Annotated in this window: 14 protein-coding genes and 2 pseudogenes; 6 read left to right on the top strand and 10 right to left on the bottom strand. The window is 38.9% G+C overall.

Annotation, left to right across the window (positions count from 1 at the left end):
- A pseudogene (locus tag FGQ53_RS12010) lies at positions 1-292 on the top strand (IS4 family transposase); the annotation flags it as partial.
- A gap of 391 nt (positions 293-683) precedes the next feature.
- Positions 684-1,583, top strand: coding sequence for a hypothetical protein (locus FGQ53_RS07705; protein ID WP_138337431.1), 900 nt, complete (start codon positions 684-686; stop codon positions 1,581-1,583).
- Between the two features lie 101 nt (positions 1,584-1,684).
- On the opposite strand, the gene FGQ53_RS07710 is transcribed toward FGQ53_RS07705, so the two are convergent.
- The 6 genes from FGQ53_RS07710 to pbp1b all read right to left on the bottom strand — a co-directional run bounded on the left by FGQ53_RS07710 (position 1,685) and on the right by pbp1b (position 8,462).
- Positions 1,685-2,362 (bottom strand): rhomboid family intramembrane serine protease, encoded by a 678-nt coding sequence (locus tag FGQ53_RS07710; RefSeq protein WP_138337434.1) that lies wholly within the window; start codon positions 2,360-2,362, stop codon positions 1,685-1,687.
- Positions 2,346-2,885, bottom strand: coding sequence for a 5-formyltetrahydrofolate cyclo-ligase (locus FGQ53_RS07715; protein WP_138337437.1), 540 nt, complete (start codon positions 2,883-2,885; stop codon positions 2,346-2,348). Before FGQ53_RS07715 ends, FGQ53_RS07710 begins: the two co-directional genes overlap by 17 nt.
- 11 nt (positions 2,886-2,896) lie before the next feature.
- Positions 2,897-4,027: an N-acetyldiaminopimelate deacetylase gene (locus tag FGQ53_RS07720; protein WP_138337440.1), complete on the bottom strand. Its 1,131-nt coding sequence runs from the start codon at positions 4,025-4,027 to the stop codon at positions 2,897-2,899.
- Positions 4,028-4,093: 66 nt separating this feature from the next.
- Positions 4,094-4,792, bottom strand: a complete 699-nt coding sequence (dapD, locus tag FGQ53_RS07725) for a 2,3,4,5-tetrahydropyridine-2,6-dicarboxylate N-acetyltransferase (RefSeq protein WP_138337443.1) — start codon at positions 4,790-4,792, stop codon at positions 4,094-4,096.
- A 228-nt stretch (positions 4,793-5,020) separates the two neighbouring features.
- The gene (locus tag FGQ53_RS07730) at positions 5,021-5,932 is read right to left on the bottom strand and encodes a DMT family transporter (RefSeq protein WP_138337468.1); all 912 of its coding nucleotides are present in this window, start codon (positions 5,930-5,932) and stop codon (positions 5,021-5,023) included.
- Between the two features lie 82 nt (positions 5,933-6,014).
- Positions 6,015-8,462, bottom strand: a complete 2,448-nt coding sequence (gene pbp1b, locus FGQ53_RS07735; RefSeq protein ID WP_138337445.1) for a penicillin-binding protein PBP1B — start codon at positions 8,460-8,462, stop codon at positions 6,015-6,017.
- A 141-nt stretch (positions 8,463-8,603) separates the two neighbouring features.
- On the opposite strand from pbp1b, the gene tyrS reads away from it, so the two are divergent.
- The gene (gene tyrS / locus FGQ53_RS07740) at positions 8,604-9,860 is read left to right on the top strand and encodes a tyrosine--tRNA ligase (RefSeq protein ID WP_138337448.1); all 1,257 of its coding nucleotides are present in this window, start codon (positions 8,604-8,606) and stop codon (positions 9,858-9,860) included.
- Positions 9,861-9,937: 77 nt separating this feature from the next.
- On the opposite strand, the gene FGQ53_RS07745 is transcribed toward tyrS, so the two are convergent.
- Positions 9,938-12,001, bottom strand: a complete 2,064-nt coding sequence (locus FGQ53_RS07745) for a heavy metal translocating P-type ATPase (RefSeq protein ID WP_138337451.1) — start codon at positions 11,999-12,001, stop codon at positions 9,938-9,940.
- A gap of 1 nt (position 12,002) precedes the next feature.
- On the bottom strand, positions 12,003-12,281 hold the full coding sequence (locus tag FGQ53_RS07750) for a DUF6110 family protein (RefSeq protein WP_000910909.1): 279 nt from the start codon (positions 12,279-12,281) through the stop codon (positions 12,003-12,005).
- A gap of 257 nt (positions 12,282-12,538) precedes the next feature.
- Between FGQ53_RS07750 and FGQ53_RS07760 the strand changes: the two genes are divergently transcribed.
- Positions 12,539-13,387: a putative RNA methyltransferase gene (locus FGQ53_RS07760; RefSeq protein ID WP_138337454.1), complete on the top strand. Its 849-nt coding sequence runs from the start codon at positions 12,539-12,541 to the stop codon at positions 13,385-13,387.
- Between the two features lie 343 nt (positions 13,388-13,730).
- On the opposite strand, the gene FGQ53_RS12215 is transcribed toward FGQ53_RS07760, so the two are convergent.
- The gene (locus tag FGQ53_RS12215) at positions 13,731-13,946 is read right to left on the bottom strand and encodes a hypothetical protein (protein WP_138337457.1); all 216 of its coding nucleotides are present in this window, start codon (positions 13,944-13,946) and stop codon (positions 13,731-13,733) included.
- 155 nt (positions 13,947-14,101) lie between these two features.
- On the opposite strand from FGQ53_RS12215, the gene FGQ53_RS07770 reads away from it, so the two are divergent.
- Both FGQ53_RS07770 and FGQ53_RS07780 read left to right on the top strand, forming a co-directional pair.
- Positions 14,102-14,755, top strand: coding sequence for a hypothetical protein (locus FGQ53_RS07770; protein WP_138337460.1), 654 nt, complete (start codon positions 14,102-14,104; stop codon positions 14,753-14,755).
- Between the two features lie 302 nt (positions 14,756-15,057).
- Positions 15,058-16,451: pseudogene (locus tag FGQ53_RS07780) on the top strand (IS3 family transposase).
- Positions 16,452-16,673: 222 nt separating this feature from the next.
- Here the strand turns inward: FGQ53_RS07780 and FGQ53_RS11850 are convergent.
- A partial coding sequence (locus FGQ53_RS11850) for a hypothetical protein (protein WP_138337471.1) occupies positions 16,674-16,875 on the bottom strand: 202 nt, incomplete at its 5' end.

The raw sequence follows: 16,875 nt of genomic DNA on the forward strand, positions 1-16,875 counted from the left end.
CAAAAAAGAAGGAAGGGATTCTCCAAGAAATCTTTGCTCGCTTTACAAATTTTAACTTTTGTCGTTGGGTAACCTCGCAAGTTGCCATCGACAGTAATCACAAAAAACAAAGATATAAAGTGTGTTTCTCGGATGCGACTTATGCCTGCCGTTTGTTTTTTAACGGTTCCCTTTCTTCCCTCTAGTTGAAAAACTACCTCAAGAAACAGTTATCTATTATTCGATCGAATCGAAAATATCCAAGAAAGATAAAGGCCCAATCGGTAGTTATTTCATCTATAGAGTAACATAAATCTCAACAAATAGGGTGAAAAAACCTTTATTTGTCATGCAAAAAAATAGAAGATAGGATAGAGAATCACTTTGATGTTCTCAATCCTATCTCCTATTCAAGTAGTTAGATCACTAACTTAATGACATTGCCGAATCAGTGCGCACTTTTTAAAGTTGTGTACGGACAAAGCCTTATTTTAACTTTGCTGTGTTGTTTCGAGTGGTTCCAAAATAATAAATAATTTTAAATTTGACTTAACTGTTGGAGTAGTCATGGTTAAATTAAATCAACCGAGTTGAACATAAGTTGTTTAATTTTGTGGAAGCTATTAATAAAAATATAATAAGGGAGAAAGATAGGTGTAATTTTAGTGTTAAAGTAATTGCGGACACTATCAAAGTAAAAGATCATGGAGAACAAATTTGTAGAATTTATCGAAAACAATAAAAAAGTAGTAATTTCATCATTAGCAGTCGGTGCTGTACTCGCACTAGGTTTTGGATGGTATTCACATTCACAACATCAAGCAGAGCAAGAAGCAAAAATTGTACAATTAGAAAAAGATAGCAAATTAGATAAAGAACAAGTAGACAAACTGTTTGAATCATTTGATGTATCTTCAGATGAATCTATTTCTAAATTGAAAGACCTATCTGAAACTTCAGTAAAAACTGATACAGGTAAAGATTATCTTAACAATAAAGTTAAAGAATCTGCTAAAGCCATTGTAGATTTTCATTTACAAAAAGGTTTGAATTATGATGTAAAAGATTCAGATGACAAATTTAAAGATAAAGCAACTTTGGAAAATAATTTAAAAGAAATCAATAAACAAATTGATTTTATCAAGAAAGTTGATGAAACTTTCAAACAAGAAAAATTGGATGAAACTGTAAAATCTCTCACAGATGTTACAGACAAATTCCAAAAACAAATTGATGTTTTGAAGAAAGAAGAATCTGCTTCATCTCAATCTTCTAATAGTTCATCTGAATCATCTAGCAATGCTGGAAGTTCATCTTCAAGTAATTCATATGCTCCAGAACAAACATACACTTCAGATAATAGTGAATCTTATTCAGGTTCAACTGGTGGAGACACTGGCAACTATGAAGCACCAGCTGCTGCTGAACAACCAGATGCAAGCAATGGAGGCTATGACGGCTATGAACGTAGATACGGTATGGATGCAAATGGTAATCACACAGGAGATTTTTATCTTAATCACTCTAATGGTGATGTTCGAGATACAAGCGGCAATCACTTGGGAAATATTGGCGGAGGAATTGCTGATTTTAGACAACGTTAATAACTATTTTAGAGCTGTTTGTTTCAAATGGTTCCAAAACACATTAAAAGCTACTCATTTTTCAAGTAGCTTTTTTCTTATTCAAGTTTACATATTAGTCGTCAAAACCCCATTCCCTTGTAGAGAAGCAAGACTGCGAGTCCTACGAATAACACTACCGCTCCTAACCTCTGGCTGGTACGATACATCCGTCTTTCACCTCGAACTGGAAAGATAATTGCTAGAAATGCTCCACCAACTGCACCTCCGATATGGCCAGCTAGGCTGATTCCTGGAATCAAAACACTTCCAATAATGTTAACCACAAAAAGTGTCAGATAGGATTGCCCTAGCTGTTGGATATAAGGATTGCGAGTTGCATAGCGAAGAATGATAATCGCGGCAAATAGCCCATAGAGAGAAGTAGAAGCTCCTGCTGCTAAGGATTTTGGACTAAATACAAAAACAAAGAGATTGCCCATCATTCCAGATAAGAGATAGAGAAAGAAAAACTGCTTAGAACCGAAAATTTCCTCTACTTGTCTACCAAGATAATAGAGCGAAAGCATATTGACAATGAAATGTTCCCACCCAATATGAATAAAAATGGCAGAAAAGAGACGCCAAATCTGCTCAGGAAAGAGGCGAATGATAGGCCCGTACATGGCTCCAAATCGAAATAAGGTATCTGCCCTGTAAAAGTTTCCTCCTGTGGTTACCAACATTAGTAGAAATACCAAGGCCGTCACTAAGAGGAAGAAACTCGTCACAGGGTAACGCCTATCAAAGATTTCTTTCATCAATCAGTACCTCCTGAACAGGAATATCATGATTTTCAGAGATAAAGTCCTGAATTTGACAAGGATAAACCGTACTCAAAGTATGACCAGGAAAATGTTTCAGATAGCGGTCATAATAACCTCCACCATAGCCAATCCGATAGCCCTTTGTCGTAAAAGCCAGACCAGGAACATGAATTAAATCAATCTGAGAGGCATCCACAACTTCCAAATCCCCCTGTGGCTCCAGTAAGCCAAAGGCAGTTTTTACCAACTGCTGCGGATCATAGACCACAAAGTCCATGCGCCCCTTGGGATAGGTTTTTGGTATCAGAACCTTCTTACCATCCCTCAGAGCCTGCTCGATCAGTTCCTGCGTTTGAAACTCATGAGGAAAAGAGAGATAGGTTGCGATAATCTTGGCTTCTTGGTAGAAGGGATGTTTCAAAAATTGATCCGTTAAAGCTTGATCCATAGCCTGTTTTTGCTCTCTAGGGATAGCCTTCATTTCTTGCAAGACTTGCTTGCGTATTTTTTCTTTCATAGACAAATCCTCTACTCTGCTGCCTTCTTTTTCAGGAAACTAGAAACCGCATCTACCCCAATGGCTAAGGCTTCTTCCTTGGGACTCATCTGAGGGTGATGAAGGGCATAGGGACTATCGATACCAAGCCAGAACATAACGCCATCAACCTTTGAAAGGAGATAACCAAAGTCCTCGCCTGTCATAGCAGGTTCGATATCAATCAACTCAATTCCGTCTTTTTCTTCAAAGAAGTCCATCAGTTCACGCGCCAAGGCTGGATTGTTCTCAACAGGCAAGTAGCCACCTTGTTTGAGTTCCACTTCGACTTCCATATCAAAGGCAGCTGCAACTCCTTCTGCAACTGTTTTGACCCTCTTTTGAACCAAGAGACTCATATCTTGAGTCAAGGCCCGAATAGTTCCATGCAAAAAGGCTGTATCTGTGATAACATTGTTGGTTGTTCCAGCTTGGAAAAGGCCAAAGGTCACCACCGCTCCCTCGATTGGATTGACATTGCGGCTGACAACTGACTGCACCTGGGTCACAAAGTAACTAGCAGCCACCAAGGCGTCATTGGCTTCATGAGGAAAGGCTGCGTGTCCTCCTTTGCCTTTGAAACGAATCTTCACCTCACAAGTTCCTGCAAAGAGAGTGTGTGTATTGGTCGCAATCTGGCCGACTTTCAAATCTGGTCGAACATGGAGGCCATAAAATTGATCTGGCAACCAATCTCCAAAAGCACCATCCTCATACATGAGCATGCCACCAGCTTCATTTTCTTCTGCAGGCTGAAAAAGAAAGAGCAGATTATTCTTTGGTTGCTCCTCAAGGGCGCGCTCCAAACAGCCCAAGGCAATGGTCATGTGGAAATCATGGCCACAGGCGTGCATGCGATCTTGGTGCTGGGAAGCAAACGGAAGTCCTGTTTGTTCGACGATAGGCAGACCATCAATATCTGTCCGCCAACCAATGGTCCGATCTGGCTGACTTCCCTGCAAATAGACCAAAATACCTGTCCGCCAAGTTCGAACTTGGACAAAATCTTTGCCTGCAGTCAATTTCTCAATCACATCCAGCAAATAAGCATGAGTCTTGAACTCCTCCAAGCCAATCTCTGGAATCTGGTGCAAATCTCGTCTAGTCTGAATCAAATCTAACATCTATCTTTCCTCCCATATAGCAGAAAGAGGCTGGAAAAGGGTCCTGCCTCTATTTTTCTTTTAGAATTACAAGGTGCGAAGCGCATCCTCTAGCGCTGTTTTTTGTTGGGTCTGGGCATCAATCTCTTTGATGATACGAGCTGGAACACCTGCTACTACCACATTTTCTGGGACATCTTGGGTAACAATAGCTCCTGCTGCGATAACTGAACCACTGCCGATTTGGACCCCTTCGATAACCACTGCATTGGCACCGATAAGAACATTGTCTCCGACACGAACTGGTTCAGCACTAGCTGGCTCAATCACACCTGCCAAAACTGCACCTGCACCAACGTGGCTGTTTTTCCCAACGATGGCACGACCACCAAGGATAGCCCCCATATCAATCATGGTTCCTGCACCGATTTCAGCACCGATATTAATGACTGCTCCCATCATGATAACAGCATTGTCACCAATTTCAACCTGATCACGGATAATCGCACCTGGCTCGATACGAGCATTGATATCACGTTTATCTAGCAAAGGAACTGCTGAATTACGAGCGTCTTGCTCAACAACATAGTCTTGATTTTCTACTAAGCCATCAAGAAGCGGAGCAACATCTTTCCAGTCTCCAAATAGGACATTCCCTAGTTTAACAACAGACCCAGGTACAGCAGTTGCGAGTTGTCCCTCAAAGGTTACTTTGACACTGGTTTTCTTTTCAGCATTGGCGATAAATTGGATAATTTCTTGAGCGTTCATTTTTGTAGCAGTCATAAGCGCCTCCTAGTTCATTTTAATGATACCTATTCTACCCAAAAAGGCCTCAAATTTGAAGCCTTTTTGTTTGTTTTTAGGTATGATTTTTAGGGATGTGAGATAAAACGTGCTGTCGGTAAAAGCAAGCCCCTACCGATACAACCTAAAAACACTCTTCACAACTATCTCCCCGTGTTTTATTGACTATTCTAGTATAGCACACTTTTAGAATTAAGAAAAGACTTTTTATTTACTTTCTTTCGCTTCTTCTATCGATAGGAAAATCATAGGTAAAATAATCAGGGTCATAGCTAGAAGAAGGGACCAATCCACCACCAATCCTAAAAACAAAACACTCAAGAGAGCAGAGGAGAGAGGTTCACTGGCACTGATAACAGAAACCACCAAAGGAGAAACCAAGGACACCGCCTTCATGGAAATAAAAAAAGCAAAAGCTGTCCCGAAGAAAGCGATAACGAGACAAATCAAGATACTCCAAATATCAAGAGTAAAGGAAAACTGATGCACTGGTGAGAGAACATTGCTAAATAAACCTGCCAAAATCATCCCCCACCCAACCGTGGGAACAAAACCATAGCGCTTCGCAAAGGGCTGGGGCAGAATAACATTAAACATAACACCCATAGCACTCAACAGACCTGTTATAAGGGCTAGTGGCGTCATGGATAACTGAGAGAGATCTCCTTTTGTCGCCATCAAGCCAACACCCAGCATAGCAATCAAAACATAGAAAATAGCACTTTTCGATGCTCGTTTTTTATAAATTAAGCGATTGTAAAAGAGGATAAAAACAGGACTGATAAACTGTAAAATAGTTGCTGTCGCAGCATTTGAGTATTCTACACAGAGATAGAAAAAATACTGAACTGAGAAAATTCCCAAAATAGCATAGGACAAAAAGGGAAGGTAATTTTTCTTATCTCGCCAAATATCTAACACTTGCGATTTTAATTGCATTGCAGACCAAATAAGCACAAGACTCCCTGCCAGCGTCAAACGCATAGAAGTAATCCAGCCCGAAGACACCTGATAATGAGTAAAGAAATACTCTCCTAAAATCCCACAGATTCCCCAGATTAAGCCGGATAAGAGCGAATAAATGGTTCCTTTAACAATCTTTTTCTGATACTGATTCATATCTTTATTGTAACACGAAAGGGAAAAAGAAAAAAGTGGCAATCCATTGATTGGCCACTTCATTTAGCACAGTTCATAGAACTTATCGTCTCATCCTTGAAGAAGAAGGTCGTGTAGCACTTGAGCTACTACTTGAACTGCTGGAGCTTGATGGAGTTGGTAGACTCCCCACAATACTAGACCAAGCATTCTGATAATCCGCATCACTTCCACCAATAGCAAAGCGATAACTGGTCGTTGGCGCCCCTGCCTTATTAGCCCAATAGCTGGTAACAGTCGAACCTGTAACATCTACCTCTTTTCCTTCAACAGAAACCTTCCCTGTTTTTTGACCTGTTGATTTCAAGACTTCGGATTTTACCACACTAGGATCTAAAGCGAAGCGCTCGTTCCCCCAAATGCTTGGGGAGGCTTGCTGAATCGCATTTACCAGATGAGCCATGTAATTAGAGTTATTGGAATAACCTGCTCTACGTGACAATGAATGATTATCATCATGCCCAATCCAGCCACCTAGGGTTAATCTAGGTGTCGAAAGCATGAGCCACATATTTTCATCTTGGTTGGTTGTACCAGTCTTCCCAATCCAATCTGCATTAGCCAGAGTAGGATTTAAAGAAGTCAGATTCGTCTTGAAGGTTGTTGTCACACGAGAGGATAGAACTTCTCGCAACAAGCCCTGCATAATTGTCGCAGTAGCTTTTGAATAGACTTGAACCGGTTTATCCTGATACTCATACACCACTCTACCATCTGCTGCTTCAATTTTAGAAATCACATGTTTCTGATGATAAACTCCGTTATTAGCTAGGGTCTGATAGCCATTGGTATGCTGGGCAACTGTGACTTCAATACCACCACCCATTGGCAGGCTCTCAATACCGTACTCAGGAATCTCGTAGCCCATCTTTTCCATATAACCCTTGACATCAACACCCTTTTCACGGAGCATACGATAGGTCCAGTAAGCTGGGATATTCCATGAATAGTTCAAGGCTTCTCCCAAGGTCAGCATTCCTGTCCCCTTGCTATTAGCATACATAATCGGGTTGCCATTGGCAAAGTTTGTTGGATAGTTAGACAGAATTGTTTCACTTCCCATTAAGCCCTGGTCAATAGCAATCCCGTAGGCCAGCAAGGGCTTGGTAGTAGAAGCTGGTGAACGTTTGGTATCAAAGGCATGATTGTTTTGATTTTCTTGATAATTACGACCACCTACAAAGCCTAGGATAGCACCTGTTTGGTTATCCATCAAGACATTCCCTACTTCTACACGACCTGTTCCATCATCTAAAAGATAGCCATAATCAGCAGCCGCATTTTGCATAGCAGAATGAATTTTCTGGTCTATGGTAGTAATAATCTTATAACCACCATTTTCAATTTCCTTGGCCGCCAAATCGCGATAAAACTTCTGAGTTGCCTCATTTTTCAACTCCTTAGCGGAGACATTGTCTCTCTGAGCTAGATAGTCATACATACGTTCCTGAGCTTCTGCCAAGGCTGTAAAGTATAAATAACCTCGGGACACACCTGTGACTGTAGCTGAAGGGAGAAAGTCCTGTTTAAGATCATAACCCTTATACTGAGAATACTCATCTTTGCTTAAGGATCCTGTACGATACATACTGTAAAGAACTGCCTTAGCTCGTCTCAAGCCAATTTCTAAGTCTTCATCACTCTTCAACTCTCCAGTATTTTCATAAGGGGAATAGGTAATGGGACTCTGTGGAAGTCCTGCTAAAAATGCTGCTTGAGGAACCGTCAACTGACTCGCATCTACACCGAAAATCCCCTCGGCTGCCTGCTGAGCTCCTGCAATATTCTGCCCCTTATTATTTCGGCCAAACGGAGCCACATTGAGATAGGTCGTTAAAATCTCGTCTTTATTCATGGCGCGTTCCAAGGCAAGAGCATCCATAATCTCTGTCGCCTTACGAGCCAAGGTCGGCGCATCCCCAACCACCTGCTGTTTAATCAGTTGCTGGGTCAAGGTTGAACCCCCACTAGAGGAACCCAAACCTACAAATTTCCCCAAGGTCGCACGAATCACCGCCTTGGGCACTACACCCTTATGTTCTTTAAAGTGTTCATCTTCCGTCGCAATGATAGCCTTCTTCAGATTTTCCGAAATTTGCTCAGATGAGATAAAAGTGCGCAACAAATCACTCTCTATGGAAGCAATCACCATCCCATCCGCATAGGTAATCTCTGAGATAGAAGAGATGTCCTTGACCTGATGTACCAATTCTTCTGTCTGAGGCACCCGTACCTTGTCAAACAAGGCCACCCCGTACCCCAAAGCAATCCCAGCTCCCAACATTCCTCCTAGAAAACCAAGCACAAAGAGTAAGTTAAATAAAGCCTTTATACTCAGTAAAATAGCTGGAAAAACGGCTGGCTTCTCTAAGGATTTAGATGTTTGGACACTTGAGCCTTTCTTGCCAGGGCTAGCTGATTTTTTATTTTTTTGTTTTTGCTGGAAAAATTCCAGCATTTTTCGTTTTAATTCATTTAATTGATTTTGCATGGATTTCCTCATTTTATTTATTATACCACAAAAGGGAAACTTTCAATAAAATAGCCACTTTCTTCCCTATTCTACTAGGCCATTGCCCAAGTTTGTGATACAATAGTTAGAAACAATAATTTTAAAAAGGAGAAAAGACACATGCACATTTTTGATGAGCTAAAAGAGCGTGGTTTGATTTTTCAAACGACTGATGAAGAAGCTTTGCGTACAGCCCTAGAAGAAGGTCAAGTTTCTTATTATACTGGCTACGACCCAACTGCTGACAGCCTTCACCTAGGCCACCTTGTCGCAATCTTGACAAGTCGTCGCTTGCAACTAGCAGGTCACAAACCTTATGCGCTCGTTGGCGGTGCTACAGGTCTCATCGGAGATCCATCCTTCAAAGATGCTGAACGTAGTCTCCAAACAAAAGACACAGTAGATGGCTGGGTCAAGTCTATCCAAGGACAACTTTCTCGTTTTCTTGACTTTGAAAATGGCGAAAATAAAGCTGTCATGGTCAACAACTACGACTGGTTTGGCAGCATCAGCTTCATTGACTTCCTCCGTGATATCGGGAAATACTTCACTGTCAACTACATGATGAGTAAGGAATCTGTTAAAAAACGAATCGAAACAGGAATTTCTTACACTGAGTTTGCCTACCAAATCATGCAAGGGTATGACTTTTTTGTCCTTAACCAAGAGCACAACGTAACGCTTCAAATCGGTGGTTCTGACCAGTGGGGAAATATGACAGCTGGTACCGAATTGCTTCGTCGTAAGTCTGACAAGACTGGTCATGTTATCACTGTTCCATTGATCACAGATGCAACTGGTAAGAAGTTTGGTAAATCAGAAGGAAACGCAGTCTGGCTCAATCCTGAAAAGACTTCTCCATACGAAATGTACCAATTCTGGATGAATGTTATGGACGCTGACGCTGTTCGCTTCTTGAAAATCTTTACTTTCTTATCACTTGAAGAGATTGAAGACATCCGTAAACAATTTGAAGCTGCTCCACACGAACGCTTGGCTCAAAAAGTCTTGGCTCGTGAAGTTGTCACTCTTGTTCACGGAGAAGAAGCCTACAAAGAAGCCCTCAACATTACTGAGCAACTCTTTGCTGGAAACATCAAAAACCTTTCTGTCAAAGAACTCAAACAAGGACTTCGTGGAGTGCCAAACTACCAAGTACAAGCAGACGAAAACCCCAATATCGTGGAACTGCTCGTTTCATCTGGTGTGGTTAACTCAAAACGCCAAGCCCGTGAAGACGTCCAAAACGGAGCTATCTACGTAAACGGCGACCGTATCCAAGACCTTGACTATGTCTTGAGCGACGCAGATAAGCTTGAAAACGAACTGACTGTTATCCGCCGTGGTAAGAAAAAATACTTTGTATTGACTTACTAAACTATTCAACATTTATCTATAAACAAAGGAGTTAACCTCGAGAAAGTTAACTCCTTTGTTCTGTTAATAACTCTCCTCTATCTATTTTTAATAGACAGACTACGCAGGACAATGCGCAAGGTTGTTAGATTATGTAAGATAGAAAGATTTGAAGGACTGAGCCAATTAAATAATCCAAAGCCAATCAAACTACTATTTACGACAACGGTATCTTGAATATTCTTCTTGATGAGTGTTTGCAAAGATGATGATAGCGAATCCAACTCTTGGAAGAAATCCAAGCGATTATCTAACAATAAGATATCACTCATCTGCTTAGAAATATCTGCGCTCTCATTCATCACCACACCGATATCTGATAGGGTTAGAGCCGCTGAGTCATTCAATCCATCTCCAACCATCAAAATAGTGTGACCTGCTTTCTGCAGTTCCTCTACTAACTCAAATTTCCCATCAGGTTTCAAGTCTGTATAGACCTGATCAAAGGGCAAATCTTTGACTAATTCCTCTGTTCTAACCAGGGTATCCCCTGTTGCCAGAATCAATTTTTTCCCTTGTTTCTTAAGTTTCTCCAAGGCTGCCTTAGCTTCTTTTCTCAAAGGAGTATGAATGCAGAACATTCCAATCAATTCATTCTGATAAGCCAAGAACAAGAGATTGTAGTGATTCTTATACTCTTCGATCAAAGCATGTTGTTCCAAACTAATATGAATCTGCTCATCCTGCATCAAGACATAATTCCCAATAACAACTGGTTGGCCATCAATATGTGACTTAATTCCCTTGCTTGCAATATATTGGAGTTTCCCATGCATTTCCTCATGTTCAATCCCCTCTATCTCAGCTTGCTTGACAATGGCATTAGCAATAGGATGATAAATGTGTTCCTCAAGACAGGCACTGATTCTGAGAATATCTTCCTCGCTATAATCCCCAAAAGGTAACACCTTTTCAACTATAGGATAGCTAGTTGTGATTGTTCCTGTCTTATCAAACAAGAAGGTATCAACTTCCAGATATTTCTCTAGAACATCTCCATCCTTGATCACCATTTCACGGTTCAACCCCTCTTTGATAGCTGTCAAATAAGCTACAGGAGTAGAGATTTTCAAAGCGCAGGAGAAATCGACCAATAGGAATGAAATAGCCTTAGAAAAAGAGCCCGTTAATAGGTAAGTCAGACCAGCCCCCAAGAAATTATATTTGACGACCTTGTCCGCCATCTTGATGAAATAGCGTTGTTTAGTTTTCTTGTTTTCTTCAGATTTTTTCATCAACTCAATCAGCTGTAAAATACGGCTGTTCATCTGATTATCAGTTACACGAATGCGTAGCTCCCCAGTCTCCAAGACTGTGTTTGCACAAACCGAATCAGACTCTCTTTTTTCAACTGGAAAACTTTCTCCCGTCAAGGAACTTTCGTTGACCATACCTAAACCTGAAACTACTTGTCCATCAAACAGAATTTCATTTCCTTGAGATAGGACCAAGACATCTCCTATTTGAACATCGGAACTCTTGATACTAACGACCGTATCGCCCTGTACCAAAAATACATCGCTTTCTTTTGCAAGAAGGCTTTGTTCTAAATCTGTTGCAGTTTTTTTCAAGGACCACTGATCTAAATGATTCCCCAAATCAAGCATAAACATGATGTTGCTGGCAGTCTTGGATTGGTTCATAAACAAAGACAATAAAATAGCCGAACAGTCCAAGACTTCCATCGTTAGTTCCTTACGCGCTAGTGTTTGATAGGCTTCTTTAACATAGCCAAAAGCCTGATAACAAGTCCATATATAACGAATAGGAGACGGCACAAGATTACGAAAAAGCACACGCTTAATCGCTGCACCTGAAACGATAGAATAGGCACTCTCTTCTCTACGAACAGGAAGAGTCATCAACTCAGAAACTTTCCCTTTATCAATTCTTTTTAAAAAGGCTTCTGCATTGTCTAATACAGAGAAGCCTTCTTTTATACGTAGGGTAAAGTGCTGTTGATCCATGTAAAACTGGATAGACTCAATTCCTTTCTCATCTCTCGCCAAGGAACGAAGATAGTCTTGAATATCCAAGGTAAGTGAAAAAGAAGATGATAGTCGGATATGTTGATATCCTCTATATAGCACTTTAAAAGACATATTATTCTCCTATAAGGCTATCTAATTGCTCTTCTTTTTTCTCTTGCTCATACAAATATTTGGCATCTTGCAAGACATCGTCTCCATGTTGCTTCACAACAGAAACAGATGCATCTAGCTCGTCTTTCAACTTGTAAGCCTTAGCCAAAGCTTTAGAATAACCTTTTTTAGCTTCCTTACTTGCTAAGATTTTCAAACCAAGGGTACCAAATGCGACACCACCCAAAAATAATGAAGATTTTTTCGCAACTTTTGCAACGGTTAATACTTCTTTTAACATACTTATTTCCTCCTTATCATTATTATATAGCAATTTAGATATAAAAGCAATTTCATTTTATAAATTGGAGAATTATACTCAATGAAAATCAAAGAGCAAACTAGGAAACTAGCCGCAGGCTGTACTTGAGTACGGCAAGGCGACGTTGACGTGGTTTGAATTTGATTTTCGAAGAGTATTAGTTTTATTTCTACTGAATCTCCCATCTACTTACTCCTAAAGTTGCTTTCACTTGCCTCTTTTGATACACTTAAACTATGAATACAAATCTCAAACCCAAACTTCAGCGCTTCGCTTCTGTGACTGCCTTTGCCTGTCCTATCTGCCAAGAAAATCTGACTCTGGTAGAGAGTAGTCTCAAATGCAACAATCGCCATTCTTTTGACCTGGCTAAATTTGGCTATGTCAATCTGGCACCTCAAATTAAGCAATCTGCCAACTACGACAAGGAAAACTTTCAAAACCGCCAACAAATCCTAGAAGCCGGCTTTTACCAAACTATTTTAGATGCTGTCTCTGATTTACTTGCATGCTCAGAAAGTGCCAAAACAATTTTAGATATCGGCTGTGGCGAGGGTTTTTATTCTCGCAAACTCCAGGAAAGTCATCCTGGCAAAACCTTCTATGCCTTTGACATTTCAAAAGATTCCGTCCAAATCGCTGCTAAGAGCGAACCTAACTGGGCAGTCAATTGGTTCGTTGGCGACCTGGCTCGTCTTCCTATAAAAGACGCCAGCATGGATATCCTAATGGATATCTTTTCGCCTGCCAACTATGGAGAATTCCGCCGCGTTTTATCCAAAGACGGTATCTTGATAAAGGTTATCCCAACTGAAAATCACCTCAAAGAAATCCGTCAAAGGGTACAGGACCAGCTGACAAACAAAGATTATTCTAACCAAGATATCAAAAATCATTTCCAAGAACACTTTACCATCCTATCTAGTCAAACTGCCTCTCTGACTAAGACTATCACAGCAGAGCAGCTCCAAGCCCTACTCAGTATGACACCTCTTCTCTTTCACGTCGACCAGACTAAGATTGACTGGAGCCAACTGACAGAGATTACCATTGAAGCAGAGATTCTGGTTGGGAAAGCATTCTAAACTAGACTTCGCAAAGGTAGAAAACTTACTGAAAATCCTCAATATTACAAAAACGCATAAGAACAGGTGCTCACAAAAACCTTAATCTTATGCGTTTTATTATAGTTTCCATACATATTAAGAGGAAATATTTGAAATCAGTTCTCTTAATAACCATTGAATACCATATATTACATTTATTCCAAATATGATATAGGCCGTATAAATCAAGTATTTCGATTTCTCCCGTCTCAAAGAATAAATCTTGTACAAAATAAATAAATTTAAAGCAATAAATAATAGAGACAAAATCTTTCCTCCAAAATCAATCCTAACAGTGGGCAGTCAGGCATATACCTCATATTTATTTTCGATTCGAAATAACAAACTTATCAATAAATAGCAAGTGAAATAAGGCAAGTACAAATCCCCAGAAACTACCTCGAAAAGAGATTTCTTGATGATTTAGAGGAAACAAATCATGGTTACCAACATAGAGGCAGGTCAAAATGATAAATACAATCCAAAATAAATCAGTCCATTTATATTTTGAAAAATATTTTTTAACATAATAGCACATTTTTCTTGACTACAATAACATTATATGATAAAATGTAAGCGAATACAAATAAAAAGAAATTGCCTTATTCAATTAATATTCCTATAAGAAAGCAGATGATTCCAATGTACAAACTATAATTATCAACCCTTAATATCCAACTTAGTTATGAAAGAATGGTAGGTAATCATTATCATGAAAAAATACTAATTACTCTATTATTTAGTTGTTTAGCATTGTTTTATTTGCCTATTTCTGTAAACGCCGATACCACTAATGACCTTGTTATAAAATTCAACGAACTGCAATTTACTGTTGAGGATTACAATATCCCTAATCCAGAAGTAATCTATTCAAAATCAGGATTCAAAGAAGTCGCAACTATTCTTGATAGTGATACTGGAAAAGTTGTTGAAACTATCGAACTTATCCCAGATCTTTCTCGCGCTACAGTTACTTCATATACATTAAAAAGAAGTGCAACATTTGCTAGAACTACAGTTCAATTAAGCGTAAATATTGAGCTATATAATGAGGGTTCTTTCCGTCAGATTAACTCAGTTCAAGGTTATTACTTAGGAATAACAAATTCTATTACAAACACATCTATTGAAGACAAAACTGTTAATGTTTGGTCTACAAATGGATACCCTACAACAAAAATAAAGTATGCTTATAATGGCACTTTAACAGCAGTTATAGAAACTAGTGGTTCAGCTCAAGTTAAAGCAGAGTTGTTAGGAGCTGGATTTACATTTGGAGGTAGTATGGCAGGCAAATCTTATTATAGAGTCCCATTTAATCAAAACGGAACTATTAGTCTATACTAACTTAGGAGATAATCGATATTATGAATGAAAAAAAACGTACATATTTTATTTGTGCAAGTATTATTATTTCATCTATAATTTTAGGACTCTTTATTTATAAAGGAATTTATGACGGATTTGACGTTTTGGGTCAATTTATAAACGATGGCCTCAGGGTAATTAGTACTAATATTAGTAATATTGGTAGTAGTAGTATTAGGTAGTTAATAGTAATAGAATTCAAATAAAAAACGGTAATTTAGTGAATGAACTGCACCCCAAAAGTTAGACAGAAAAAATCTAACTTTTGGGGTGTTTTTATTATGAAATTAACTTATGATGATAAAGTTCAGATCTATGAACTTAGAAAACAAGGCTATAGCTTAGAGAAGCTTTCAAATAAATTTGGGATAAACAATTCTAATATTAGGTACATGATTAAATTGATTGATCGTTACGGAATAGAGTTCGTCAAAAAAGGAAAAAATCGTTACTATTCTCCTGATTTAAAACAAGAAATGATTCATAAAGTCTTACATGAAGGCTGGACTAAAGATAGAGTTTCTCTTGAATACGGCCTCCCAAGTCGTACGATATTTCTTAATTGGCTAGCACAATACAAGAAAAACGGGTATACTATTGTTGAGAAATCAAGAGGGAGAGTACCTAAAATGGGACGTAAGCCAAAAACGAGACCTGAAGAGAGAACAGAATTAGAACGTCTTCAAGCAGAAAATGAGTACCTGAGAGCGGAGAATGCCATCCTAAAAAAGTTAAGAGAACTCCGATTGAAGGAGAAAAAAGAGAAAGAAGAAAGACAGAAATTGTTCAAGAATTAATGACTGAGTTTTCGTTAGATATTCTTCTAAAAGCCATTAAACTAGCTCGTTCGACCTACTACTATCACTTGAAACAACTAGACAAACCAGATAAGGACCAAGAGCTTAAAGCTGAAATTCAATCTATTTTTATCGAACACAAGGGAAATTATGGTTATCGTCGGGTTCATTTAGAACTAAGAAATCGTGGTTATCTGGTAAATCATAAAAGAGTTCAACGCTTGATGAAAGTACTCAATTTACAAGCTAAAACGCGATAGAAACGAAAATATTCTTCTCATAAAGGAGACGTTGGCAAGAAAGCAGATAACCTTATTCAACGTCAATTTGAAGGCTCTAAAACAATGGAAAAGTGCTACACAGATGTGACAGAATTTGCCATTCCAGCAAGTACCCAAAAGCTTTACTTATCACCAGTTTTAGATGGCTTTAATAGCGAAATTATCGCCTATAATCTTTCAACTTCACCCAACTTAGAATAAGTAAAAACAATGTTGGAACAGGCATTCACAGAGAAGCACTACGAGAATACGATTCTCCATAGTGACCAAGGCTGGCAATATCAACACGATTCTTATCATCAGTTTCTTGAGGGTAAGAGAATTCAAGCATCCATGTCACGTAAGGGTAACAGCCCAGACAACGGTATGATGGAGTCCTTCTTTGGCATTCTGAAATCGGAGATGTTTTACAGTTATGAGAAGTCGTTTCAGTCGCTTAAGCAATTGGAACAAGCTATTGTAGACTATATTGATTACTACAATAATAAACGAATTAAGGTAAAACTAAAAGGACTTAGCCCTGTGCAATACAGAACTAAATCCTTAATCTTATGCGTTTTGTTATGCAAAAATCACTGGATTTTCTATACACATTAAGAGGAAATATTTGAAATCAGTTCTCTTAATAACCATTGAATACCATATATTACATTTATTCCAAATATGATATAGGCCGTATAAATCAAGTATTTCGATTTCTCCCGTCTCAAAGAATAAATCTTGTACAAAATAAATAAATTTAAAGCAATAAATAATAGAGACAAAATCTTTCCTCCAAAATCAATCCTAACAGTGGGCAGTCAGGCATATACCTCATATTTATTTTCGATTCGAAATAACAAACTTATCAATAAATAGCAAGTGAAATAAGGCAAGTACAAATCCCCAGAAACTACCTCGAAAAGAGATTTCTTGATGATTTAGAGGAAACAAATCATGGTTACCAACATAGAGGCAGGTCAAAATGATAAATACAATCCAAAATAAATCAGTCCATTTATATTTTGAAAAATATTTTTTC

The sequence above is a fragment of the Streptococcus mitis genome, assembly GCF_005844455.1.
Taxonomy (GTDB): domain Bacteria; phylum Bacillota; class Bacilli; order Lactobacillales; family Streptococcaceae; genus Streptococcus; species Streptococcus mitis_BF.